Source organism: Mycobacterium sp., from assembly GCF_035640695.1.
Classification (GTDB): Bacteria; Actinomycetota; Actinomycetes; order Mycobacteriales; family Mycobacteriaceae; genus Mycobacterium.
In genome coordinates this window covers 1-21641 of record NZ_DASQVQ010000038.1, presented here as the reverse complement: position 1 = coordinate 21641, position 21641 = coordinate 1, and the positions used below count along the sequence as shown (strand labels likewise).

General features: G+C 65.8%; 24 protein-coding genes and 1 pseudogene. 6 read left to right on the top strand and 19 right to left on the bottom strand.

Annotated features, from left to right (window positions below; translation table 11 throughout):
* Window positions 1-774 carry an isocitrate lyase/phosphoenolpyruvate mutase family protein gene (locus VE759_RS04460; protein ID WP_324928594.1) on the top strand — a complete coding sequence of 258 codons (774 nt, stop codon included), beginning with the start codon at window positions 1-3 and terminating at the stop codon, window positions 772-774.
* Window positions 775-903: 129 nt separating this feature from the next.
* Here VE759_RS04460 and VE759_RS04455 read toward each other — a convergent pair whose 3' ends face one another.
* The 10 genes from VE759_RS04455 to lysE all read right to left on the bottom strand — a co-directional run bounded on the left by VE759_RS04455 (window position 904) and on the right by lysE (window position 8857).
* Window positions 904-1680 (bottom strand): class I SAM-dependent methyltransferase, encoded by a 777-nt coding sequence (locus tag VE759_RS04455; protein ID WP_324928593.1) that lies wholly within the window; start codon window positions 1678-1680, stop codon window positions 904-906.
* A gap of 19 nt (window positions 1681-1699) precedes the next feature.
* Window positions 1700-2245: a GNAT family N-acetyltransferase gene (locus VE759_RS04450; RefSeq protein WP_324928591.1), complete on the bottom strand. Its 546-nt coding sequence runs from the start codon at window positions 2243-2245 to the stop codon at window positions 1700-1702.
* Between the two features lie 9 nt (window positions 2246-2254).
* Window positions 2255-3133: a 5-oxoprolinase/urea amidolyase family protein gene (locus VE759_RS04445; RefSeq protein WP_324928589.1), complete on the bottom strand. Its 879-nt coding sequence runs from the start codon at window positions 3131-3133 to the stop codon at window positions 2255-2257.
* Window positions 3130-3765, bottom strand: coding sequence for an allophanate hydrolase subunit 1 (locus tag VE759_RS04440; protein WP_324928588.1), 636 nt, complete (start codon window positions 3763-3765; stop codon window positions 3130-3132). Before VE759_RS04440 ends, VE759_RS04445 begins: the two co-directional genes overlap by 4 nt.
* A gap of 74 nt (window positions 3766-3839) precedes the next feature.
* Window positions 3840-4481, bottom strand: a complete 642-nt coding sequence (locus tag VE759_RS04435) for a queuosine precursor transporter (protein ID WP_324928671.1) — start codon at window positions 4479-4481, stop codon at window positions 3840-3842.
* Between the two features lie 98 nt (window positions 4482-4579).
* The gene (locus VE759_RS04430) at window positions 4580-5020 is read right to left on the bottom strand and encodes a nuclear transport factor 2 family protein (protein ID WP_324928669.1); all 441 of its coding nucleotides are present in this window, start codon (window positions 5018-5020) and stop codon (window positions 4580-4582) included.
* A complete protein-coding gene (locus VE759_RS04425; RefSeq protein WP_324928586.1) occupies window positions 5017-5991 on the bottom strand; it encodes an ABC transporter substrate-binding protein in 975 nt (324 codons plus the stop codon). Before VE759_RS04425 ends, VE759_RS04430 begins: the two co-directional genes overlap by 4 nt.
* A gap of 73 nt (window positions 5992-6064) precedes the next feature.
* Window positions 6065-6658 (bottom strand): TetR family transcriptional regulator, encoded by a 594-nt coding sequence (locus tag VE759_RS04420; protein ID WP_324928584.1) that lies wholly within the window; start codon window positions 6656-6658, stop codon window positions 6065-6067.
* Complete coding sequence (locus VE759_RS04415) at window positions 6645-8189, bottom strand: DHA2 family efflux MFS transporter permease subunit (protein ID WP_324928582.1); 1545 nt, start codon at window positions 8187-8189, stop codon at window positions 6645-6647. The genes VE759_RS04420 and VE759_RS04415 overlap by 14 nt, the downstream gene beginning before the upstream one ends.
* 80 nt (window positions 8190-8269) lie before the next feature.
* The gene (gene lysE / locus VE759_RS04410) at window positions 8270-8857 is read right to left on the bottom strand and encodes an L-lysine exporter (RefSeq protein ID WP_324928666.1); all 588 of its coding nucleotides are present in this window, start codon (window positions 8855-8857) and stop codon (window positions 8270-8272) included.
* Window positions 8858-9009: 152 nt separating this feature from the next.
* Between lysE and VE759_RS04405 the strand changes: the two genes are divergently transcribed.
* Window positions 9010-9327 (top strand): muconolactone Delta-isomerase family protein, encoded by a 318-nt coding sequence (locus VE759_RS04405; protein ID WP_324928580.1) that lies wholly within the window; start codon window positions 9010-9012, stop codon window positions 9325-9327.
* 413 nt (window positions 9328-9740) lie between these two features.
* On the opposite strand, the pseudogene VE759_RS04400 reads toward VE759_RS04405, so the two are convergent.
* The 5 genes and pseudogenes from VE759_RS04400 to VE759_RS04375 all read right to left on the bottom strand — a co-directional run.
* A pseudogene (locus VE759_RS04400) lies at window positions 9741-10547 on the bottom strand (hypothetical protein); the annotation flags it as partial.
* A 715-nt stretch (window positions 10548-11262) separates the two neighbouring features.
* Window positions 11263-11838, bottom strand: coding sequence for a TIGR03086 family metal-binding protein (locus tag VE759_RS04390; protein WP_324928578.1), 576 nt, complete (start codon window positions 11836-11838; stop codon window positions 11263-11265).
* A gap of 203 nt (window positions 11839-12041) precedes the next feature.
* A complete protein-coding gene (locus VE759_RS04385; protein ID WP_324928577.1) occupies window positions 12042-12437 on the bottom strand; it encodes a nuclear transport factor 2 family protein in 396 nt (131 codons plus the stop codon).
* Window positions 12438-12505: 68 nt separating this feature from the next.
* Window positions 12506-13639: an alkene reductase gene (locus VE759_RS04380; protein ID WP_324928575.1), complete on the bottom strand. Its 1134-nt coding sequence runs from the start codon at window positions 13637-13639 to the stop codon at window positions 12506-12508.
* An 83-nt stretch (window positions 13640-13722) separates the two neighbouring features.
* Window positions 13723-14337 (bottom strand): TetR/AcrR family transcriptional regulator, encoded by a 615-nt coding sequence (locus VE759_RS04375; protein ID WP_324928574.1) that lies wholly within the window; start codon window positions 14335-14337, stop codon window positions 13723-13725.
* Window positions 14338-15347: 1010 nt separating this feature from the next.
* Between VE759_RS04375 and VE759_RS04370 the strand changes: the two genes are divergently transcribed.
* Entirely contained in the window at window positions 15348-15650 is a 303-nt protein-coding gene (locus VE759_RS04370) for a putative quinol monooxygenase (protein ID WP_324928572.1), read from the top strand.
* A gap of 340 nt (window positions 15651-15990) precedes the next feature.
* On the opposite strand, the gene VE759_RS04360 is transcribed toward VE759_RS04370, so the two are convergent.
* The gene (locus VE759_RS04360; protein ID WP_324928571.1) at window positions 15991-16584 is read right to left on the bottom strand and encodes a TetR/AcrR family transcriptional regulator; all 594 of its coding nucleotides are present in this window, start codon (window positions 16582-16584) and stop codon (window positions 15991-15993) included.
* A 107-nt stretch (window positions 16585-16691) separates the two neighbouring features.
* On the opposite strand from VE759_RS04360, the gene VE759_RS04355 reads away from it, so the two are divergent.
* Genes VE759_RS04355 through VE759_RS04345 form a run of 3 tightly spaced genes read left to right on the top strand, consistent with a single transcriptional unit; the run spans window position 16692 to window position 19266 of the window.
* Window positions 16692-17921: an oxygenase MpaB family protein gene (locus tag VE759_RS04355; RefSeq protein ID WP_324928569.1), complete on the top strand. Its 1230-nt coding sequence runs from the start codon at window positions 16692-16694 to the stop codon at window positions 17919-17921.
* Window positions 17922-17957: 36 nt separating this feature from the next.
* Window positions 17958-18338 (top strand): hypothetical protein, encoded by a 381-nt coding sequence (locus tag VE759_RS04350; RefSeq protein WP_324928568.1) that lies wholly within the window; start codon window positions 17958-17960, stop codon window positions 18336-18338.
* Window positions 18339-18342: 4 nt separating this feature from the next.
* The gene (locus tag VE759_RS04345) at window positions 18343-19266 is read left to right on the top strand and encodes an oxygenase MpaB family protein (RefSeq protein WP_324928566.1); all 924 of its coding nucleotides are present in this window, start codon (window positions 18343-18345) and stop codon (window positions 19264-19266) included.
* Window positions 19267-19445: 179 nt separating this feature from the next.
* On the opposite strand, the gene VE759_RS04340 is transcribed toward VE759_RS04345, so the two are convergent.
* From VE759_RS04340 to VE759_RS04330, 3 genes are all read right to left on the bottom strand, one after another.
* Window positions 19446-19838 carry a carboxymuconolactone decarboxylase family protein gene (locus VE759_RS04340; RefSeq protein WP_324928565.1) on the bottom strand — a complete coding sequence of 131 codons (393 nt, stop codon included), beginning with the start codon at window positions 19836-19838 and terminating at the stop codon, window positions 19446-19448.
* 178 nt (window positions 19839-20016) lie between these two features.
* On the bottom strand, window positions 20017-20994 hold the full coding sequence (locus tag VE759_RS04335; RefSeq protein WP_324928564.1) for a phosphotriesterase-related protein: 978 nt from the start codon (window positions 20992-20994) through the stop codon (window positions 20017-20019).
* Between the two features lie 12 nt (window positions 20995-21006).
* Window positions 21007-21641: alpha-hydroxy-acid oxidizing protein (locus tag VE759_RS04330; protein ID WP_324928562.1), on the bottom strand; the 635-nt coding region annotated here is incomplete at its 5' end.

The following is a 21641-nucleotide window of genomic DNA, read 5'->3' as shown; positions in this document are numbered from 1 at the left end:
ATGTCGGCAGCGGTACCCGCCAAACAGACTCTGCAAGATCGCGCGGCCGTGCTGCTGCGTCTGCACCAGCCCGGCAATCCGGTCATCCTGCCGACCGTGTGGGACGCGTGGTCGGCGGCCCTGGCCGTCGAGGCCGGGTTCGCGGCGCTGACGGTCGGCAGCCACCCGGTCGCCGACTCGATCGGCAAAGCCGACGGCGGCGGCATGCGCTTCGACGACGTGCTGGCCCGGGTGGCCCAGATCACCGCAGCGGTCGAGGTCCCCGTCTCGGTCGACATCGAGCACGGGTACGGCGAGCCCGCGGCGCGGCTGATCGACGGGTTGCTCGGTGTCGGCGCAGTCGGTCTGAACATCGAGGACACCGTGCACCACGAGGGCAAGCGGCTGCGTTCGGTGCAGCAGCACGCCGAGCTGGTCGGCGCGCTTCGGGCCGCGGCCGACGCCGCGGGCGTGCACGTGGTGGTCAACGCCCGCACCGATTTGTTCCTGCGTCGGGACGGCGACGAGTCCGACCGCGTCGACCGCGCGGTGGCCAGGCTGACCGAGGCGGCCAAGGCCGGCGCCGACGTGCTGTACCCGGTGGGTCGCCACGATCGGGATACGTTGCGGCGCTTGTGCGCCGAACTGCCGCTGCCGGTGAACGCGATCGCACTGCCCGACGTCGACGACCCGGCGTCGTTCGGCCCGCTGGGTGTGGCGCGGATCAGCTTCGGGCCATTTCTGCAGTCGGCGCTGGCCGGCCGGACTCGCGAAATCCTGCAGCGCTGGCGGTGAAGCCGGCCGCCATCGCGCCATCGCGCCATCGGGTGTGAACACCGGTCATCCAGTGTGAGCGTCGGGTGTCGCCACGCCGACAACTCCCGCCCAGGCCTCACGCTCGCCGCCCAGGCTTCACGCTCGGCGTTAATCCACCCGTTCGGCATGCACCACCGTGAACGGCAGATGCACCCGGCCGTCGTCGAGCAGTCCAGCGATGGTCGCGAACCGCTCGTTGACGCGGCTCATCTGTTCAACCGCCTCCGGTCCCATCTGCTCGCGGAGTTCCTGCGGCAGCTCGTCGATGTCGCCGAGAAACGCGTCGCTGTTCGCGAGATATGTCGTGGGGCCCAGGTAGTTGATCCGCCAGCCGGTGGCGCCGAGCGTCTCGCGGATGTTGGACTCCGGCACCCCAACCATCGGTGCGATCACACCGTTGACGTTGCCGTCGGAAAAGCAGTACAGGTGCCAGCGGGCGCCGGCACGCGTCGCGCGGTGCAGGCCCGCGGCGTAGGCCAGCCGACCGTCGTCGTCGAGGCAGTGGTACAGCGCGCTGTCGACCACGGTGTCGAAGCGCCCGTCGTAGCCGGTGAGGTTCGTCGCGTCGGCGACGTCGAAGCTCACCGTCACCCCGGCCTCGGCGGCCCGGCTCCGCGCTCTTTCGATCGCCGCAGGCGACCCGTCCAGCCCGGTGACCGAATATCCGCGGGAGGCAAGGAAAATCGAGTTCTCGCCGAGCCCACAGCCGATGTCGAGCACGTCGCCCACGATCCCGCCGAGGGCTTCGAGTTCCATCAATCGCGGCTGCGCTTGCCCGACATCCCACGGGATCGCGCGGGGTGGCGGTGCGCCATCGAACGCGGCCTCGCCGCGGTAGATCTTGTCGAAGGTCTCGGGGCTTGGTCGAAACGTCGGAGATGTCACGCTGTCCAACCTACGCGCGCTACCAGACTTCGCCGGTTCGCCAGTCGCACACCAGGTCCGCACCCGGATCGAGGTCCACGGCGACGGGCAGGACGAACACCGCGCCGTCGTCTTCCGTGGTGCGCTTGAGCCCGACCGGCGCCAGCACCGACGTCGGCCCCTTCCACGGGATCCAGCCGCGGTCCAGGTACAGCTGGCGCGCCGATTCCGTGGGGGTCAGGGCGCCCAACGCGTATGCGCCGCGAATGACCTGCTCGGCGCCGTCCATCAGCGCCGTGCCAAGGCCCTGGCCGCGCCAGTCCGCACGCACCGCAACGCCTTCGAGGTAACCGGTGCGCAGCGAGCTGCCCTTGTAGAGCAGCCGGCGCTGCACAACCGCGGCGTGTGCGATCAGCGCGCCGTGGTAGTAGACCAGCGCATGCATTCCGCCCAGCGTGTGGTCCCAGTCGTCGTCGCTGAAGTCGCCCTCGAACGCGTCGACGAGCAGCTCATGCGCGCTCTGCCGAGTCTCGTTGTCCAGGTCTGCGGTGTGGATGAGGCGGGCCGTGTGGACCTGCGTGCGCACAAAATCGGTCTACCACGGTCGGCGTGGCCGCGACCAGTGCAGGTGCACATGCTGACCGGGACGGATTTGCGCCACCCGATCGATGTCGTCGTCGGTCACCACGCCGATCACCGGATAGCCGCCGGTCACCGGATGATCGGGGCCGAGGATCACCGGCATGCCGTTCGGCGGCACCTGGATCGCGCCGCGGGTCGCGCCCTCGCTGGGCAGCTGGCGGCCGGGCCAGCGATGCTGCAGCGCAGGGCCGGCCAGCCGCATGCCGACCCTGTCGCTGCGGTCGGAGGCCACCCAGTCGCTGTGCACCAGCGCGTCCGGATCTTTGAACCAATCGTCGCGCGGACCGGGCACCACCGCCAGCTCGATGAGGTCCGCGGGGAACGAGGCGACCGGCGCCTGATCGAGCTCGGGGAAGTCGTCGGTGTGTTCGCCGACCGGCAGCACGTCGCCCGGTTGCAGCGGCTGCGGGCCGATGGCCGACATCACGTCGTAGCTGCACGACCCGAGCACTGGTTCGACGGCGATGCCACCACGCACCGCCAGATACGCCCGAAGGCCCGAGTGCGGTGGACCAAGCGAAATTACCTGGCCGTCGTGTATGTGCTGAATGCTATTGGTGCCGAACGGAATTCCGTTCACTGCGGGGTCGGTGTCGGCGCCGGTGACAGCGATCGCGACGTCACCGCCGCGAACGCGTGCGGTCAGCCCTCCGAAGGTCACCTCGATGGTCGCCCGGTCATCCGGGTTGGCCACCAGCCGGTTGGCCAGCGCGTGCGATCGCCGGTCGGCGGCGCCGGATCGGGTGACGCCGAGGTTCGCCTTGCCCGGTCGGCCCAGGTCTTGGATCAGCGCCAGCGGACCGGTGCGCATGATTTCGAGCGTGGTGGTCATGACGCCGCCCGAAACTGCACCCACATGCCGGACGTCAACAGCGCGGGAGGATCGCGATCGATGTCCCACAGCACCGCGTCGGTATGCCCGATCAGCCGCCAGCCGCCGGGCGATTCACGCGGGTAGATGCCGCTGAACTCGCCGGCCAGGCCGACAGCACCGGCGGGCACCCTGGTACGCGGTTCATCGCGCCGCGGCACCTCCAGCCGAGGGTCGCCGCCGGCCAGATACGCGAACCCCGGCGCGAAGCCGCCGAAGGCCACCCGCCACGGTGTGCCGCTGTGGGCAGCGACGACATCCGCCTCGTCGAGCCCGGTCATGGCCGCGACCTCGGCGAGGTCGGCACCGTCGTAGACGACATCAATCACCACGTCCGGCTCGGCGGGCGGTTCCAACGTGTCGGGGGGCTCCACCACCAGCTTTTCCAGCCGCTGCCGGGTCAGCTGCTGATAGCGGGGGCTTCCGAGCTTGATCAACACGGTGCGCGATGCCGGCACGAGGTCGATCACGCCGAGCAGATTGGCATCCCGCAGCGCGTCGGTCCACGCGATCACCTCTGCGGTGCTCTCGAACTGCAGCAGCAGAGCGTGGTCGCCGTAGTCGAGCACTCTCAAGCCTGTTGCAACGGTCATGTACTGAACTTACCGCCGAGTAACCACCACAGCCGCAAACCTTCGAGCCTTGCCAGAGGTGCCTTACCAAAGGCTCAAACTGGCCCTAGCTGATACGTCGGCTCGTGGCGCTTGACGAACGCGATCACCCGATAGGTGATCGGCAGCATGACGACCTCGACCATGGTCTTGTACACCCACCCCAACGCCGTGTAGGTGACGAAGTCACCGAAGCTGTTGATGCCGATCGCGCTGGCGGCAATGGTGCAGAACACCAGCGTGTCGCCGAGTTGGCCAGCGAATGTCGAACCGACCAGGCGCGCCCATAGGTGTCTTTCCTTGGTGTGCGCCTTGATCGCCACCACGACCCACGCGTTGATGGTCTGACCGACGATGAATCCGGCTAACCCGGCGACGATGAGTTGGGTGAACGCGTGCACGACGTTTTCGAACGACGCCTGGTTGGTGTAGAAGTCGGCGGGGGGCAGGTAGATGGTCACCCAGAATGCGAACGCCGCCAACGCCTCCATGGCAAAGCCCATGTAGATGGCCCGCCGGGCGGCGCGGAACCCGTAGACCTCGCTGAGCACATCGCCGATCACATATGTCAGCGGAAACACGATGAACCCGCCGTCGGTGATGATCGACCAATTGCCGACGATCGGGCCGAACGCCACGCCCTTGGTGGCGGTCACGTTGGAGATCAGCACCAGCCCGGTGAACAGGCCGACCAGCATCGGATAGTACTTCGACCCGACTTCGGCGTAGACGGCGCGGGCTTCGGCCTGTGTGCTGGTGTCGCTCGTGGTCACTTCGTCATCCAAGCACCGGAGCCTCAGCTGCGCTGTGACAGGTGCTTGCTGACATCGCCGACGAAGTCGATCAGCGTGTAGTCGCGATACGAGAAGCGCCACCGGCCATCGACCCTTTCGAACCGGTCGTGGTAGCGGCCGCTCACGATGGGCTGCAGGGGCAGGCCGTCGGTCTGCTGCAGCACGGTGTAGTAGCTGCGGCACGTCGCGGTGCCGGCGTCCTCGTCGATCTCAACAATCGGGTTGGTGGTGACGTGTTTGGTGCGCGGCGTGCCGTCCGGGTAGCGGATCACCAGATTGCGCAGGAACCTCAGCAGCCCGGCCGCGTCGATCGTCGCGTCGTCCGTGTCGCCAATGCGCAGTACCGCATGTTCGAACAGCGAAGTGGCGCCCGCCAAGTCGCCGGAGTCGATGTACTCGGCGTAGCGGTACAGCAGGTTGGTGATCTCGGTTACCGGGTTCAGCTCAACACCTTCGACAACATCGGCGTCAATTGGTCCGCGACCACCGGCAGACTCAGCGGTGACGAGAACGCGATCGCCCCGGACAGATCCTTGCCGGTGAACAGGTTGCGGTTCTGCTTGGTCGCCTTAAGCCGCTGAAACATCGGGTCGGCCACCAAACGTTTCTCCTCGTCGTCGCTTTCGGTCTTCCAGATCAGCGCATCGGCCGCATCGAGCGCCTCCACCGCCTGGTCACGCGGAAGGAACGCGCGGTCGTCGACCTTGAACGCGTCGATGGTGTCCGGCACGTCGATGCCCATCTGGTTGAGGAACTCCGTGCGCCAGCCTTTCCTCGTCGCGATCACGTTGTCCTGATAGAAGGTGCCCTGCAGAATCAGCACCTTCTTGCCGCCGAATTGCGGGTTGGTCTTGCCCAATTCGGTGAACCTGTTGTCGATCTGCGCGACCAGCGACCTCATCTGGTCGGCCTGAAACACCGCCTGGCCGATCGCGTTGGCCTGCGCCTTCCACGGTTCGAAGAACGGCGGCTGCCCGCTGGTCTGTGCGATCGTCGGCGCGATGGCCGACAGCCGCTTGTAGCCGTCCTGGTCCAGGCCGGCGTTGGTGGCGACGATGAGATCTGGCTTGAGCGTGGCGATTTGGTCGAACTGCAGGCCGTCGGTGAGGCTGAGCACCACCGGCTGTGCCGCGCCCAGTTTCGGTTGCGCCCACGGCCACACCGCGAAGGGCTGATCGCCCCACCAGTTCGTTACCGCGATCGGGACCACACCGACGGCAAGCAGATTGTCCTGTTCGGTGAAACCGGCGCTGACCACCCGTTTGGGTGGTGACGGCACCGTTGTCTCACCGAACTGGTGCTTGACGGTCACCGCCCCGGCGGGACCTTTCCCCGATTCGTTGGAGCCACAGGCCGCGGCGGCGAGCAGTCCGGCGGCGCCGGCCGCACCGAGGAACCCCCGCCTGCTCAGCATTCGCGTGAGCGTAGCTGAGATTGCTCTAATGGGGCTGGAAGTCCCCGCACAATACGGCCGCCGGAGAGCAGACCTATTTCAGCGGCATGCCGGCGTCCAGGAAGTCCAGCGCGCGAAAGACCACGTCGAAGGACCCGGGTACGTCGTTTACCTCATCGATGACGCCGAGCATCGCGCCGACGACCGCGCCGGTGAACACTCGAACTTCGAAGTCGTCCGGGTCGCGGCCCAACCGGCGGCCCAGGGCCTCGGCCGTCACCCTGATGGTGCGGTGATACTCGTCGAGTTGGGCGGCCTTCAGTTCCGGAATCGAGAACACCAGCCGCTGCCGGGTGCGTTCGAACTCCCATTGTTCGTCCGACATCGACTTGACTGCGATGTCGATCGCCCGGCGCAGCGCCTTGATCGGCGACAGGTGCCTCGGCTGCCGCTCCAGGGCCGCCAGTAGCACCGGATCCAGGTCGTCGGCGAGCAGCACGGAATCCTTGGACGGGAAGTAGCGGAAGAACGTGCTGGGCGACACCTCGGCGGCCTCGGCGATCTGCTCGACCGTGGTATTGGCGTAGCCGTTCTCCTCGATCAGCCGGAAGGCCTCGCGCCGAATCGTCTCGCGGGTTCGCAGCTTCTTGCGCTCCCGCAAGCCGAGCGGAGGTTCAGCGTCTGGCATATTCCGATTCTCGCGCATCGGCGAAGCCAGGTTGGCCGCGGTGCGCATGATGGCGCCCGCTCGACTGTGGCCGGAACGCGACCAGCGTGACCGCCGTGAGCACCGCGGCCATCGCCGCGCTGATCCACAGCATCGACGACATGCCATGCACGAAGGCCGATTGCACCGCGGCAAGCAGGTCGGGCCGCCCGGTGGCGTGCGCGACGGCCACACCGGCGGACACGCTCTCGTCGATTCGGTGTTGCAGGGCGTGGTCGGGCACCCGCGGCGTGGCACTGCGGTAGCCGGCGTTCAGGACGGTGCCGAGCAGCGCCACCCCGATCGCGCCGCCGGCCTGCCGCAGCGCCTGGATCAGCGCCGAACCGGAGCCGGTCCTGCTGGGCGGCAGGGTATTCAGAGCGGCGTTCATCGCCGTCGGCATCGCCAGTCCCATGCCCGCGCCGATCACTGCCTGCCATGCGGCTACCACCCAGAATGGGGTGGTGACGGTGGTCTGCCCACCGACCGCCAGGCCCGCGGCGATCAGTGCGAAGCCGATTGCGATCGTCACGCCGCTGCCCAGCCGCTTGCCCATGCGGTCGACGATCCGGCTGCCCACCAACAGGCCGCCGATCAACGGCAACAGGCGCAGGCCGGTGTTCAGCGTGGAGGCGCCCTGAACCGATTGGAAGAGCAGCGGCAACGCGAACAGCACGCCGAACATCATCAGGCCCATCATCGTCATAACGACTGTGCCCCAGCGGAATCCGGGCGTGCCGAACAGCTCGAGGTCGATCAACGGGCGGCGGGCGCGGAACTGCCACGCGACGAAGGCGGTGAGCGCCAGCATGCCGGTGCCGATCGCCGCCCACGCAAGCGTGTCGCTCCATGACTCTTGGCCGACGCGGATGAAGCCGAACGTCAGGCCGGCCAACCCGCCCGATGACAGGGCAACACCGAGCAGATCAATCGGATGCGAGCCCGAAGCCCGTGACTCTGGAATGAACGCGGCGACGGCGGCGAGCCCGACGATGACGAGCGGCACATTCATCAAAAAGATTGCGCCCCACCATACATGCGACAGCAGCCAGCCGCCGACGATGGGCCCCAACGGAAGGCCGACGGCCGTCGACGTCACCCAGATTGTCAGCGCGTGTGCGCGCTCGTCCGCGTCCGGGAAGATCGACGGCAGCACTGCCATCGACAGCGGGATCATCAGCGCCGCGCCGACACCCAAAACGACACGCGCGAAGATCAGCATGTCGGCGCCGCCGGAGTACGCGCACCAGACCGACGACGCGCCGAAAATCAACAACGCCAGCAACAGCATCTTCTTGTAGCCATAGCGGTCGCCGAGCGCGCCCGCGGGCAGCAGCAGCGCGGCAAGCACGAGCGTGTACGAGGTGGAAAACCATTGCAGCTGCGCGGTACTAGCGTGCAGATCCACGGCCAGCGTCGGCAGGGCCACGGACAGCACCGTGGTGTCCAGCCCGATCGTCAGCATGCTCAGCGCCAAGGCGGCCAGCGCCCACCAGCGAGTCCGTCGCGACATAATCCACCTCCTCAAACTGACAGTGTCTATATTATGATAGGCACTATCAAATAAGAGGAACTGTTAAAGTTCCGTAAAGATCATGATCCGAGCATTGCGACGCCGAGGCCGGCCATGGCCACCGCAATGAGCCCGTCCAGTGCGCGCCACGCCGTCGGTGTGGCGAAAAGGCTTCGCAGCCGCCGTGCGCCGAAACCCAGCGTGCTGAACCAAACCATGCTGGCCGTCACCGCGCCGACGCCGAAAAGCCAACGGCCGTCGTGGCGTTCGTTGGCCAGTGCGCCCAGGAGCACGACCGTGTCGAGGTAGACGTGCGGGTTGAGCCAGGTGAGCGCGAGGCAGGTGAGCACCACGCTGACCAGACGGGCCGGCGTCGAGTCCGACGGTGTCAGTCCAGTCGGCCGCCACGCCCGCCGGGCGGCCATCAGGCCATAGCCCATCAGGAAGGCGGCACCGCCGATCCTTGTCAGGCCGACGATGCCCGGGTATGCCGCGATCAGCGCGCCGAATCCCACGACGCCGGCCGTGATCAGCACGACATCGGAGAACGCGCATACCGCAACGACCGCCGCCACATGCTCACGGCGAATGCCTTGGCGCAGCACGAATGCGTTCTGCGCACCGATCGCGACGATCAGCGTCATAGCGGTGAGGAACCCGACGACCATGGTCACAAGATCGACGTTAAGAACTCTAGGTGCGACAGTACAGCTAATGATCCTTGCCCTACATTAGAACTGCTTATGTGGGGCTGAGCGCACCACCGCCCTCGTGGGACGCTAACCACCGCCCGACGGCGAAACCAAGGAGGAGACGGACGGTGCAGTACTTCATCCAATTTGACATCCACCAGCCGGTCGAGATGAGCCGCGATGAGCTCTTCGAGATCTGGCTCGAGGAGGCGCGCGCGGCCCAGGGGGCGGTCGATGCCGGGGCGGTGACCAACCTGTGGAAGGTCGTCGGCCAGCGCAGCGTCTTCGCCGTGCTCGACGTTCCGGACCACACGTCGCTCGACCAGGCGCTCGAGTCGCTACCGATCATCCAGAAGCTCGGCGGCTCGGTGGACACGCGCGCGTACGCGATCCGGCCCTACAGCGAGTGGGCCGAGGAGCTGCGCGTCGCGGTAGAGGGCGAGTAGCGGGCCGCCGGTTTCCCGGTCAGCTCGCCGTTTTTCATCAGAACATGCGAGGGGCTAGAACAGAACTGGCGCTCAATTTCCGCGAGTTCGAACCGCAGGATGACGCAACTGGTTGCCGCCCTGGCAGTGAGCGTGTTCCGGTTCGGACGCGACGATGTGCGCCCAAGCTCTGTTCCGCGGATCTCGGATTCTCGGATCCGGATTGGGGGCAGACCGCGCTGAGGTGAGCCGATGTATCTCGCAGCGGCCCCATCCCGCGAATTCGGACGCGACGGCTTCGGTCACCCGTCAACCGGCCCCAAACGGCGACGGAAATTCTCGTCACGAGTGGCCTCTCTGGCTGGCGCCTCCGAGGCATCCTGATTGGTTAAGACGCCGTCGGTCGGCTGCCGATCGTCGACGCCAACCGATTCCGGTCCTACCGCCATACGATCTTCTTTCTCGCCAGGGTGCCGTCCTGCGCGCTGCGGCAGGACCATGAGCAGCACGACGATTACGGCCGCGATTACCGCGGAAGCCAGCGGGCGGCTCAGGGCCAGACCGCCGTGGTTGACAGGCTTATCGAGGAAATCGCCCACGGTTGCGCCGAGAGGCCGGGTCAGGATGAAGGCGACCCAGAAGAGGGTGACGCGCGACACGCTTGTCCAGTAATACAGGGCCGCGACCGCGGCGAGACCCGCAGTGAATACCAGCGCACCGCCTTCATAACCAAGCCCGCCGGTGTCAGCGAGCCAATCGCCGAGTGCGGTGCCTAGAGTCTGCGAAAACGTGATTGTGGCCCAATAGAACCCCTCTACTTTCGGCGTCGAAACGGTGTTTACCGACACCGTTCCCTCCGACCGATGCCAGAACCCCAGGGTTGCCAAGAGACAACACAACAGCAGAAGCGATCCACCCGTGTAGCCGATCCCAAGCGATCGGTCGGCAAAGTCGGCAAGCGTCGTGCCGAACGTCGTCGAGGCGGCGATCGTCGCCCAGTACAGAATCGGGTGGAAGCGCTTGGCGACGATCTGCGCGACAACGAGCGCCACAAGGGCGCCGCCGAACAGCGCGACGCCGATCAGATAGCCCCAATTCCTTACGGTGTCAGCGTGCAAAATCGTCATCGTCACTGTGTCGCCGCCCGTCTCGCCGAGCGTCGTCGCCAAAATCTTGATGATCCAGAAGCCCAGGGTGACTGCCGGTACCTTGCTCAACCCGTGTTTCGTAACGTCATTCATGGGGTGATGGCCTACCGCTTTCGTGGAATGGCTGTGGGCTGGTGAACCGCTTCGTTTTTAATCGAGCAACTGCAAATCATTAGACAGACACGACGAGATCGACGGTGATCTCTCGCACTTCCAATGCGCTTGACGCCCAACCGGGCGCCACAGTTGTCGGTGCCGCATCCATAGTTTCGCAACCGTACTGAGAAGATACTGAGATCCGCTGTAAGTTGGCTGAAAGATGCCCTGGAGAAGGGCTTTCCGCTCTCGTTTGGGTGCGCCGCTTTCGCCGGCCGCAATACTGCTTCGGCCATCGTGAATGTATTCGTGAATTGTGCTCTCGGATAACGAGTTCGACACTAATCCGGCCGCCGGTTGATCAGGGGGCTCGTGGCGGAGAGACTGGGTCGTCAGTGCCAACACGTGGTGTGACAATTCCGTGACCAACTCGTGACTCCAGGGCAGACGAAAGACTGCGGGCAGCAAGAGGATTGGGTGAGCCGGAATACCGTGTCGCGGCCCGTCACTCACGGATCGGTTCGGCGGTGGCGAGCTCGTCTTCGACACCGTGTCGGCGATGGGGCCGCGGCTGTCCAAGGTGCTCACCAAGGGCACCAAGTGGGGCATCTGCGACGCCCGCGAAAGCGAGCGTGAAATTGAGCGCCTCCCCAATAGTGGAAAAAGACTAGCGATGACGCGGCTGAGGGTTTCGCTGACGTCATCGCCTGACCTATCCATGGTCGTAGTCTGCTCCACTTGGGTTCATCTGCAGTGGGTCGCGGCCGGTGAAAGCGATGAGCCGGTCGAAGGCGCCGGTGCCGGCGGGCACGGGCACGGGTGGATCGAATCCGGCCGTGGCGCGGCTTTGTGCAGTGAGGGTTTGCTGTGCCAGGCCGAGGACGTCCGCGGCGAGGGCGTCCGACACGCGAAGGGGATGATGGAGTGCTACGGCGAAATCCCAGCCGTGGACAAGGAGTTCGAGAGCCAGGATGCCAAGCGCAAGATTGGCGGGCAGTGTCCGCCCGCTGAACACAACATCGTCTGCCACCCCGCGACGGCGCCATCCATCCAGGATGGGTTGTGTCATTTGGTGAATGCGTTGATCGATGGAACCGCCGTCGGGGGCCGCGGTATGTATACCGGCGGCGGCACCCAGGCGTGAGATCGTGTCGATGAGATGGTCGGCGAGGGCCGTCACATCAAAGTCACGGCAGGGCGTGGGGCGGTGCAGGTCGTCGTCGCCAATCGTCTGGGTGACGAGGTCTACCACGGCCAACGCCTGTTCGGCACTGGTGAATTCGTCCACGGGCTCTCCTGACAAGCAGTTGGTTCCTACGGCGGATAGTCGGTACATCCATGGCGACCGGGTGTGTAGCGCATGGCGCGGTCGGACGGCTGGATCGGCGCTGGGGCGGCGAAGCTCAACGCGGCGGCCGTGAGCGTCGTTGCGGCACCAAGGCGCCGGTGATGTCGCTTCGAGGTAGGCACCCGTGTGTCGGCCCGCGTGGGCTAATCGGGGAAGTGATCCCCGAACATCGGCAGGCCGCTCTTTGACGATGCGCGGGTTGCCTCGTCCTGGATGACGTCCCAGTGCTCGGCGAGCAGCCCGTTCTCCAGGCGCACGATGTCCACGACAATCCACGGTCTGGGTTGGCCGTTATTGCTGAACCGGCCGTGCAGCAGCACGTAGTCATCTTCGGCGACGGCCAGGGCGTTCTCGTAGCGCAAGTCCGGTGGGGCGGCTTTGACCAGGTTGAACAGTCCGTCGCGACCGGCTTCGATGTGGGCGCTGTGCTGCAGGTAGTTGGGCGACCAGAATGCTTCGGCGGCCGTGTAGTCGCGCCGGTTAAACAGGGTGTCGAATGCGGTCAGCACGAAGGCCTTGTTGTCGTGCGGTGTGGCCATGGGATGGTCCTTTCCGGGCGGTGCTGGAGCTAGAAGTGGTGGGGCCGATCACCCGAGGATGCGAGCGTTCATGCTGGTGTCGCTTCGGGGTAGTCGATGTAGCCGACCGGGCCGCCGATGTAGAAGGTGGAGGGATCAGCGGCGGTCAACGCGGCGCCGGTCGCCAGGCGGGCGGGCAGGTCAGGATTGGCGATGAACGGCTGACCGAGGGCGACCAAATCGACCAGGTTCTCATCGATGAGAGCGTTGCCCGCCTCCGGCGTGATCCCGACGTTGGCGATCAGGGTGCCGTCGAACAGAGGCCGATAGTGCTCATACATGCCCCGGCCCTGCAGGTTCGCCAGGGGACGCCCGGACAGGTCGGCCATGGCGGTCATCAGGAGAAGATGAGATATCGGGTAATCGTTGAGCCGGCCGATCACATAGTCGCTGGTCTCCAGAGTGTCGTGGGTGGATTGAAACGCGCCGTGTTCGGCCCAGGCGGGTCCGGCCTTCACCCCGACGCGGTTCAAGTCAATGCGTTCACCGACGGCGTCGATGATCTCGAACAGCAGTCTGGCCCGGTTCTCGACGGAGCCGCCGTACTGGTCGGTGCGCAGATTCGTTGCGGGATTGAGGAACTGGCTAATCAGGTAGGAAAAGCCTGCCTGCAGTTGCACGCCGTCGAATCCGGCGTGCTGCGCGTTGGCCGCGGCCTGGGCGTAATCGGTGACCGTGGCGGCGATGTCGGCTCGGGTCATGGCACGCGGAACCACCGTGGGCTTCAGACCTGAGGGGGTGTGGGAACGCAGGCCGGGATTGACCGCCGACGGCGCCAACGGCGGTGTGCCCGAGAAGAAGTCGGGATGTGAGGACGATCCGGTGTGCCACAGCTGGGCGAAGATCCGTCCGCCCGCCGCGTGCACGGCATCGGTCACCGCCGACCACGCGCTGACCTGGGCGTCGGTGAACAGCCCCGGGACGTCGTTCCAGCCGACCGCGTCGCGGCTGATCCACACCCCCTCAGTGATGAGTAGTCCCGCCGAGGCGCGCTGGGCGTAGTACCTCACGTGTAGATCAGTTGGAGTCAATTCCACGTTGGTAGCGCGCGACCGGGTTAAGGGCGCCATCACCACCCGGTTGGCCAGCTGTAGGCCTGCCATCCTGTAGGGCGACAGCAGCGGTTGGGCGGATCGGTCGGGTACTTGAAGGCCTTCGCTCATGCACAGACCTAACGCAAAGATTTTTGCTTTTATTTCGTGGCGGTCTCCGCCCTGTCGATGAGCTGGTTCGCGGTGGCGCTTCGCTATTTCATGCGCGGGCCGCTGGACTTCTTTCGCAGCGCCCGAGGCCGCGGCAAAGCGGCCGGCGGACGGTGCCCGAACAGGGTGTCTATGAGCCGGTGCGCGTAGTCGTCGGTGAGCGTCGATGGCAGGAAGATCACGCGGTACATGATCGGGGCGAGCACGTGATCGATCACGTCCTGCGTGGAGACGGGAGCATTCCGTCCGGCGCGTTGGACCAGGATGGCGGCTTCGTCGAGTCTGCCTCGCAGGCAATCGGACTCGTCGTCGCCGGCGACCGCGGCGCCGCCGCGCAGGATAGCGGCGTTGATCGGCTTGCGATAGTGCATCAGGATTTCGTTAGCCCATGCGGCGATGTCGGAGCGCAGATCGCCGGTGTTGGGCAGCGGCCGGTCGGGGTCGAGCCGGTAGGTGGCCAGGTCATTGATCATCGTCGCGGCATCGGGCCACCGTCGATACACCGTGGTCGGGTTCACCCCGGCACGCTCGGCGACCATCGGAATCGTGACGCGCTCGCTGCCCCTTTCGGCGACAAGCTCCTCGACAGCGGTGCGGATGGCATCAGACACCGCGGCGGTCCGCCCACCCGGCCGTTTCGCGGCTTGCCCGGAGGCCATGCCCCAACTGTAGGACACGGCCTCGACAACTCCCGTGGTGAGCGAATGCGTCGCGAGACGTGCAGCGGGTGCCGGGGGGACCCGGTCACATTGAGTTGGCGCGCGGGTCGGCGAGTTAACTCTGCAACGACGTCGGCAGCGCAAGTGAGTGCCGCCGCGTGATGTCGAAAATGGCTGTGGATTGACAGAGGCGAGCGCGCGGCACTCGGCACTGGCCCTCCACTACGATTACGGCACCGAGACGCAACCCACGCCTGGCACGCAGCCGCCGCCACCGCCGGGACCGCCACCGCCGGTGGGACCACCGGGGATTTGGCCGCCACCACCGCCAGGACCGCCACCGCCGGTGGGACCCCCGGGGACTTGGCCACCACCGCCACCGGGACCGCCGCCGCCTGTGGGGCCTCCGGGTGCTGTGCCACCGCCGGTGGGACCCTCGGTTGCGGTGGGTGTCGTTGTCGCTGGTGTTGGCGAGGTGGTCGTCGTTGTCGTCGTGGTCGTCGTTGTCGTCGTAGTCGTCGGCTTATTACCGCCACCGCCGCCGCATCCGATCGCCAACATGAGGACGGCAGCCCCACCGAAGAGCGCGACCGCGGTCCTGCATTCTGATTTCATCAGACCCTCACTCTCATCCTGGGCTCCCTAGCCATACCCGCAACGCGCACCGGCAAAACGACGACAATCTGTCCCGATTCCATTGCTGGCAAGCGAGAATGGCAACACGGCCCGAATCACCCTGTACCCCAGTGTGTTAACGAATACGGCGATCTTATACCCGACATCCGAGCTGAAGCACCCAGTGCCGCACCGTCAGCGTTGCACCGTCGCGGTGTCCACGAACTACCCCCTTGACATGGCCGTAACGGCGTCTCGGCCTTGAGATCGCCGATTCCCTGCCGTGCGGCGCTAAGTGGAGAGACGGCCGATGAATTTGCGTTCTTGTGCTGTATAGAGGGGTACCAGGTGCCGGTCGGGCACGACACGAAGACGCGAAAACGAGGAGCGGACCAATGGTCATCGTTGCCGGACATGCCACCGTCGAGCCCCAGCAGCGCGAGGCCTACCTCGCAGGCAGCGGGATGATCGTCGAACAAGCACGCCGGGCAACTGGCTGCCTCGACGTCGCCGTCAGCGCCGACCTGATCGACCCCAGCCGCGTCAACATCTTTGAGCGCTGGGAGTCGCAAGCGGCCCTCGAAACCTTCCGCAGGAACAACCTCAGCAACGAGCAATTCCCGGCGGTGCTATCGCTTTCGCTAGCCGAGTACGACGTCGCCGATGTGCGGCCCTTGTCCTGGACAAGTACAGCCTGAACACAGCACAGACAGCGCCATGATGAGATCGGCGCGGCCACCCATCTGCGCCGGTAAGGCCGATGTTGTGTGCGGTTACTGGATTCGCCACGAAGATGAGAAGTCGCCTAGATAGGTTGGGTGTCCATTGCGCGCTCAGCTGGACATACCCAATGAGCTGACCATCTTATGTGGCTTGGCGATCGGCTATCCGGACCCCGCCTTCCCGGCGGACAGCCTCGCGATACCGCGTAATCCGGTCGAGTCGAACGTGGTGTTCCTCGATAGCTGACGTCTCCCGTCAGCGGGAGGCTCGTGCAGGGCGGGCGGGCATCCCGCCAAACACGCCGCGCCGCAGCGGTCAGGCGCCGTTGGTGCCGGAGTCTTGCGGCTCGGTCCACGGTCGCAGGTAGTTCAGTGCGAGGGTGGTGATTTCGTTTAGAAATTCGTCTCGGGTGATCGCGGGCCTATCGAGGATGTAGCGGATGGTGAGGTGTTCGACCATCCGAACCAGCATCCAGGATGCGGTGTCGAAACCGACGTCGGGGCGCAGCTGGGCGCGGTTTAACGTCAGATAGGCCAGCGTCAGTTCCGCGATGCGCTGCTCGAACGCAATCAGCTTGCTGGCCGCGCCTAGTCGGGGGGTGTGTTCCATGATGGCGCGTAAAAACTCGGGGTGAACGTCCAGTGCATCGAGCAGGGCGGCGATCGAGCTGCGCACATACACCGGCGCGGGCTGGTCGAGGCGCTCGGCGACGGTGGCGGCCACGCGAGCAGAAAGCGAATCGCTATAGCGGTCAATCACCGCCGCGGCGATCGCATCCTTGTTCGGGAAGTACTGATACAGCGAGCCGGGGCTGATGCCGGCGGTCGCAGCGATGCGATTGGTGGACGCTCCCTGGTAGCCGTGCGCGATCAACACCTCTTGGGCGGCATCGATGATCCGTTCCACCATGGCGCGCGAGCGTTCCTGCCGCGGTGTGCGGCGTGCACCGACGCGGGGGTGCCTGGGCATCAGAATGCGAATTGAAGGCGAGTAAACGCTCGTGTCAGCATGGGGTCATGGTCGCACAACAGGTCGCCTGCGGCTACCCGCACCGGTTCCGGCAGGCTGAGCACCGCAACCGCCGCCTTGGGCGCCCCCTGCAGATCTTGACCCGCACCGCCCGGCCCGATCCGCACTTGGTCGACGCCATTGGCCGGCGACTGATGCACCGCGATGAAGTCGGTGCGGCGTTGGTGGCGGCGATGCGCATCACCGATGCTGATCACCGCGACAAGGTGACGATGGGCCAATTCAAACGAGCCCTCGATTTCGGCGTCGACAGCGTGCCCGAGTGCCCACCACCGCTTCGCGATTTTTTCGCCTGCGTCGAGCAGGTGCCCGAGTGGGTGGACTTCGACCTGATCAACGACGGTGGCGCCGCCTACCGGCGGTTGGGCACCAACGCCGCCGATGTGATGCTGGCGCTGGCCCTGGTTGGCGGCTACCGCTTCGGTGGCCCCTCCGACCTGCTTGTCGAAACCGGCGGGCTAACTGGCACCAAGACGGTGCGCCGGCTGGCTGAAACGCAACAGTGGGCTGTTGCCGTCTCGCGACCAGATGCCCTGCGCCGCACCGGGGCTGGGTTCAAGACGACGGTGCACGTCCGGCTGATGCACGCCCTGGTCAACCAGCAGTTCGAGACCAACGGGCGATGGGACGTCGACCAGTGGGGACTGCCAATCAACCAGACGGACCAGGCCGCGACCCTGGGGTTGTTTAACGGGGCGCTGCTGTTAGGAGTTCGGCTGCTCGGTGTGCGCGTCACCCACGCGGAGTCGCGCGCCATCATGCACATGTGGAAATACGTTGGCTGGCTGATGGGTGTCGACGAGGACTGGCTGTGCGACACCGAACGCCAGCAGCACCGACTCAACTACCATTTCCTCATCACCCAGTCCACCGTGAGCGCCGCCGGCCCACCGCTGGCCAACGCCGTGGTCGAGGCCCAACGCCACCTGCACTACAAGAACTTCGCGGCCACCCGCGGGGCCTACGCGCGGGCCCGGTTACTGAGTATGCTGCGCTACTTCCTGCGCAGCGAGGGCATAAGCGATCTGCAACTACCGCGCGTGCTGCCGTTTGTCGTGCTGCCGGTGCTGGCGGCCAACTTCGTGCGTTACCACCTCGTGGCCCGCACCCGGTGGGGGAGAGCCTATCTGCAGCGTTGGGGTGAGCGTGCCAGCGCCGAGCTGTTGCGGAAGTACTTCGGCGACCAAGCCCACGACCTTGGGCAACTGACACTCTGAACGCCGACGTCAGCCACCATGAGGCCCGCAAACGCCATGACCAACCGCTTCCGCAGCCGCCTAGCGGTGACGATCGCCGCCGCGCTGCTTGCTGCGGCCGGCCTGTTCGCTCTTCGCTTCCCGGTTTTCCTGGATGCTTTCCATCAGTGGGGCTGGCAAATCAACTGCGGCAACGGATTTAGCCCCGACCTCACCCAGGCCGCCGCGGCCCAACCCGCCGGCGCCGACTTCATCGGCCAATGCCACAGCGCGGTGGCTGCGCGGCGGGCCTGGGCCATCCCGATCGCACTGATCGGCGCCGTGCTGATCACCACACGACTGCCGGCGGCTATGCGGCACGCGCCAAGCGCACCGCACCCCACCGAATCCACACCACCGCCGCGCTTCGATACGTGGCCCGACTGGATGAGACGCTGAACCGGTGGGTGCGCACACACGGCCGCCGGCCGGCCCGCGGCTCGACCTGGGACCCCAATCGCTGCTGTGGCGATGGGCCGGGGACATGCGCATCGCGTTCGAAGGCGGCACCGCTGGGTTGCTGCAGACCATGCACCCGGCCATCGGCCAGGGCCTCATCGATCACTCGAACTTCTTCGACGACCCGGTCGATCGCGTGTTTCGCTCGCTGCCGGGCATCCTGGGAACCATCTACGATGGCCCGCACGCCAACACGACCGGCGCCCGGGTGCGCGACTTCCACCGCGACATCAAGGGCACACTGCCCTCCGGCGTGCGTTACCACGCTCTGGATCCGCACGTCTATTGGTGGGCGCACGCCACCTTCCAGCGGATGGTGCACCGGGTCGCCGAATACTGGGACCGCCACCGGCTCACCGACCGCGAACGCGGGCAGCTGTACATCGAAGGCTGCGAATGGTATCGCCGCTACGGCGTGACCGATTCGGTGCTGCCTGCCGATCGTGCCGCGTTCAACCGCGAGTTCGACCGCTACTGTCGGGAAGTCTTGCAACCCAACCCGGCCGCCGATTACTTGATCGAATTCATCGGGCGCCGTGCAATCCCGGACATGAGTGCCTCACCGCACTACCCGACCCACCCCAAACTGCGGCCCCTGGCCAATGCGCTGCTACCCACCCTGCCGATACGGGCGGCCCTTGCACCACCCATGCGGCTGGTCATCTTCGGCGGCCTCCCACCAATCGTGCGTGAACGTTTCAACATCGCCTGGACTGCAGCCGACGAACGCCGCTACCGCTTGATTCGCGCCACGATCCGCGCGACGTGGCGATATGTCCCCGAATCGCTCAAGTGGCATCCCGCCGCTCGAAAAGGATGGCTGCGCGAAAAAGACCGGCGCGCACAAGCATTCGAATCAGGTCGCTGAGGGCCACACCTTGTGCTAACCGTGATCACAGCTGCCGGAACGCCTGCCAGCGTGCGCCACTCGCCGGGTTTCAGTGGGGTCGCCACAAACGGCGGCTACCGCGCTCCGCGAGGGTCCCGGACGCGATGCCTACGCCGGCCAACTAGCCGCCGTGGCAAAGCGCATCCCGGACGTCTTCGTTAGTTCTCGGCGGTTTCGGCGAACACGGCCAGCGCCGTTTGGTAGCTGTCGAAGGCGCGAGCGGCGCCGGCGTATGCCTCGAGGTGGATGAAGAGTTCGACCAGCTGTTCCTTGGTGACACCGCTTCTTAAGGCAATTCGTAATTGTCCGCGAAGCGGCTCGTGTGTGCCCAATGTGGCCGCAATTGCCACCGAGATCAAAGCCCGGCTCTGCGTGTCGAGTGCGCGGGTACGTGACCACGAGTCACCGAAGGTATGGACAGTGGCGAGGCGGCGGAAGTCGTTGCCCGCGGGCGGTTCGCCCGGGCCGATGGGTAGCACGAGCGGTTGGCCAAGTAGCCCTTCGGCGATGTTGAGCGCCTTCTCGTACTGGGCGTCGTCGTGTTCAGTCATTAGCATTCCTCAATGTGGTTGCACAACGGCGCGGACAGGGTCTGGGTTCGGCGAGGTCCTCCACCGAAACCGCATCGGGTCCGAGCTGCTGCGGGCTTATTCGCTAACTGGTGGTCCCAGGATGTCGCAGCCAAACCGGGCGGCGAGGTCTTTAATAAGGGCCACACAGACGCTCATGTCAGTATCCGCCCTGGTGGTCGAGGATCTTTCGGGGGTTTTCCACCAGCATGGTGGTGATTTGCTCTTCGGTGACGCCGCGCGCCCGCAGCGCCGGCAGCACGTCGTTGTGGATGTGCAGGTAGTGCCAGTTGGGCGCGACCTTCTGCAACAACTCTTCGGGTAGCGCGTCGAAATAGCATTTCGCGTCGTGGGAGAGCACCATCTTGTCGGCATGCCCGCGTTCGCACATGCGTGCCACCGTGTTGACGCGGTCTTCGAACGGCAGGACCAGGTCCATGCCGAAGCGGTCCATCCCGATGTAGGAGCCGTTGGCGATCAGCTCCTCGAGGTAGTCGATGTCGGTGCTGTCACCGCAGTGTCCGATGACCACCCGGGACAGGTCCACGCCCTCCTCGGCGAAGATGCGTTGCTGTTCCAGGCCGCGGCGGGTCTTCGCGTGGGTGTGCGTTGTGATCGGCACGCCGGTGTGGCGGTGGGCCTGTGCGACCGCGCGCAGTACCCGCTCGACGCCGGGGGTCACCCCGGGTTTGTCGGTGGCGCATTTGAGGATCGCCGCGCGCACCCCGGTGTCGGCGATGCCCTGCTCGATGTCGCGAACGAACATTTCGGTCATGATCTCCGGGCCGCCCAGCGGGGCGCCCGGACCCCGGTAATGAAAGCAGAACGGCACGTCGTTGAAGGTGTACACGCCGGTGGCCACCACGATGTTGAGCTCGGTAGCGGCGGCGACGCGGGCGATGCGCGGAATGTAACGGCCCAGCCCGATCACGGTCAGATCGACGATGGTGTCCACCCCGGTCACCTTGAGTTTGTTCAGCCGCGCGACCGCGTCGGCTTCGCGGGCGGCCTCATCGCCCCACTGTTCGGGGTAGTTCTGCATGACCTCGGTGGTCATGATGAAGACGTGCTCGTGCATCAGCGTGACGCCCAGACCCGAGGGGTCAATTGGGCCCCGCGCGGTGTTCACATGTGACATAGCGGTATCCGTTCAGATGCGTTGCGCGCCGGCGGCGCGCAGGTCGGCGATGGCGGGGAAGCCGTCGATGGCCATCAGTAGGTCGAGTTCGGCTAGCAGCGAACGCAATTGGGACACCACGCCGTCGGTGCCGCCGACGGCCAGTGCATACGCATAGGGCCGGCCGACGCCGACGGCGGTGGCGCCCAGGGCGAGCGCCTTGGCCACGTCGGAGCCGCTGCGTACCCCGGAGTCAAACAGCACCGGCATCCCGTCGGCTGCTTCCACCACCGCTGGGAGGGCGTCCAGTGCAGGAAGCCCACCGTTGGCTTGGCGGCCGCCATGGTTGGAACAGTAGATGCCGTCGATGCCGTAGTCGCGGGCCTTGCGTACGTCGTCGGGATGCTGGATGCCCTTGAGCAGGATCGGCAGCGTGGTCAGCGAGCGCAGCCAGCTCAGATCCTCCCAATGCAAGGAGTTACCAAACACCTTGGCCCATTCGAGCGCCGCGGCTCTCATGTCCTCCTTGGGCGGCTTGGCCAGCCGCTGGCAGAAGATCTCGTCGGTCAAGTAGTTCTGCAGCACGTAGCCGCGCAGCTGGGGGAAATTGCCGGCGTTGAGGTCGCGCGGGCGCCATCCGGTGGTCCAGGTGTCCAAGGTGACCACGA

Bases quoted from the DNA above. Each gene is read 5' to 3' on its own strand.
- VE759_RS04460 (WP_324928594.1), top strand. From the start codon at position 1: ATGTCGGCAGCGGTACCCGCCAAACAGACTCTGCAAGATCGCGCGGCC.
- VE759_RS04445 (WP_324928589.1), bottom strand. From the start codon at position 3,133: ATGACCACCACGCTCGAAATCATGCGCACCGGTCCGCTGGCGCTGATC.
- VE759_RS04440 (WP_324928588.1), bottom strand. From the start codon at position 3,765: ATGACCGTTGCAACAGGCTTGAGAGTGCTCGACTACGGCGACCACGCT.
- VE759_RS04435 (WP_324928671.1), bottom strand. From the start codon at position 4,481: ATGCTGGTCGGCCTGTTCACCGGGCTGGTGCTGATCTCCAACGTGACC.
- VE759_RS04425 (WP_324928586.1), bottom strand. From the start codon at position 5,991: ATGCTGAGCAGGCGGGGGTTCCTCGGTGCGGCCGGCGCCGCCGGACTG.
- VE759_RS04420 (WP_324928584.1), bottom strand. From the start codon at position 6,658: ATGCCAGACGCTGAACCTCCGCTCGGCTTGCGGGAGCGCAAGAAGCTG.
- VE759_RS04415 (WP_324928582.1), bottom strand. From the start codon at position 8,189: ATGTCGCGACGGACTCGCTGGTGGGCGCTGGCCGCCTTGGCGCTGAGC.
- lysE (WP_324928666.1), bottom strand. From the start codon at position 8,857: ATGGTCGTCGGGTTCCTCACCGCTATGACGCTGATCGTCGCGATCGGT.
- VE759_RS04385 (WP_324928577.1), bottom strand. From the start codon at position 12,437: ATGGCCACACCGCACGACAACAAGGCCTTCGTGCTGACCGCATTCGAC.
- VE759_RS04380 (WP_324928575.1), bottom strand. From the start codon at position 13,639: ATGAGCGAAGGCCTTCAAGTACCCGACCGATCCGCCCAACCGCTGCTG.
- VE759_RS04375 (WP_324928574.1), bottom strand. From the start codon at position 14,337: ATGGCCTCCGGGCAAGCCGCGAAACGGCCGGGTGGGCGGACCGCCGCG.
- VE759_RS04370 (WP_324928572.1), top strand. From the start codon at position 15,348: ATGGTCATCGTTGCCGGACATGCCACCGTCGAGCCCCAGCAGCGCGAG.
- VE759_RS04360 (WP_324928571.1), bottom strand. From the start codon at position 16,584: ATGGTGGAACGGATCATCGATGCCGCCCAAGAGGTGTTGATCGCGCAC.
- VE759_RS04355 (WP_324928569.1), top strand. From the start codon at position 16,692: ATGGTCGCACAACAGGTCGCCTGCGGCTACCCGCACCGGTTCCGGCAG.
- VE759_RS04350 (WP_324928568.1), top strand. From the start codon at position 17,958: ATGACCAACCGCTTCCGCAGCCGCCTAGCGGTGACGATCGCCGCCGCG.
- VE759_RS04340 (WP_324928565.1), bottom strand. From the start codon at position 19,838: ATGACTGAACACGACGACGCCCAGTACGAGAAGGCGCTCAACATCGCC.
- VE759_RS04335 (WP_324928564.1), bottom strand. From the start codon at position 20,994: ATGTCACATGTGAACACCGCGCGGGGCCCAATTGACCCCTCGGGTCTG.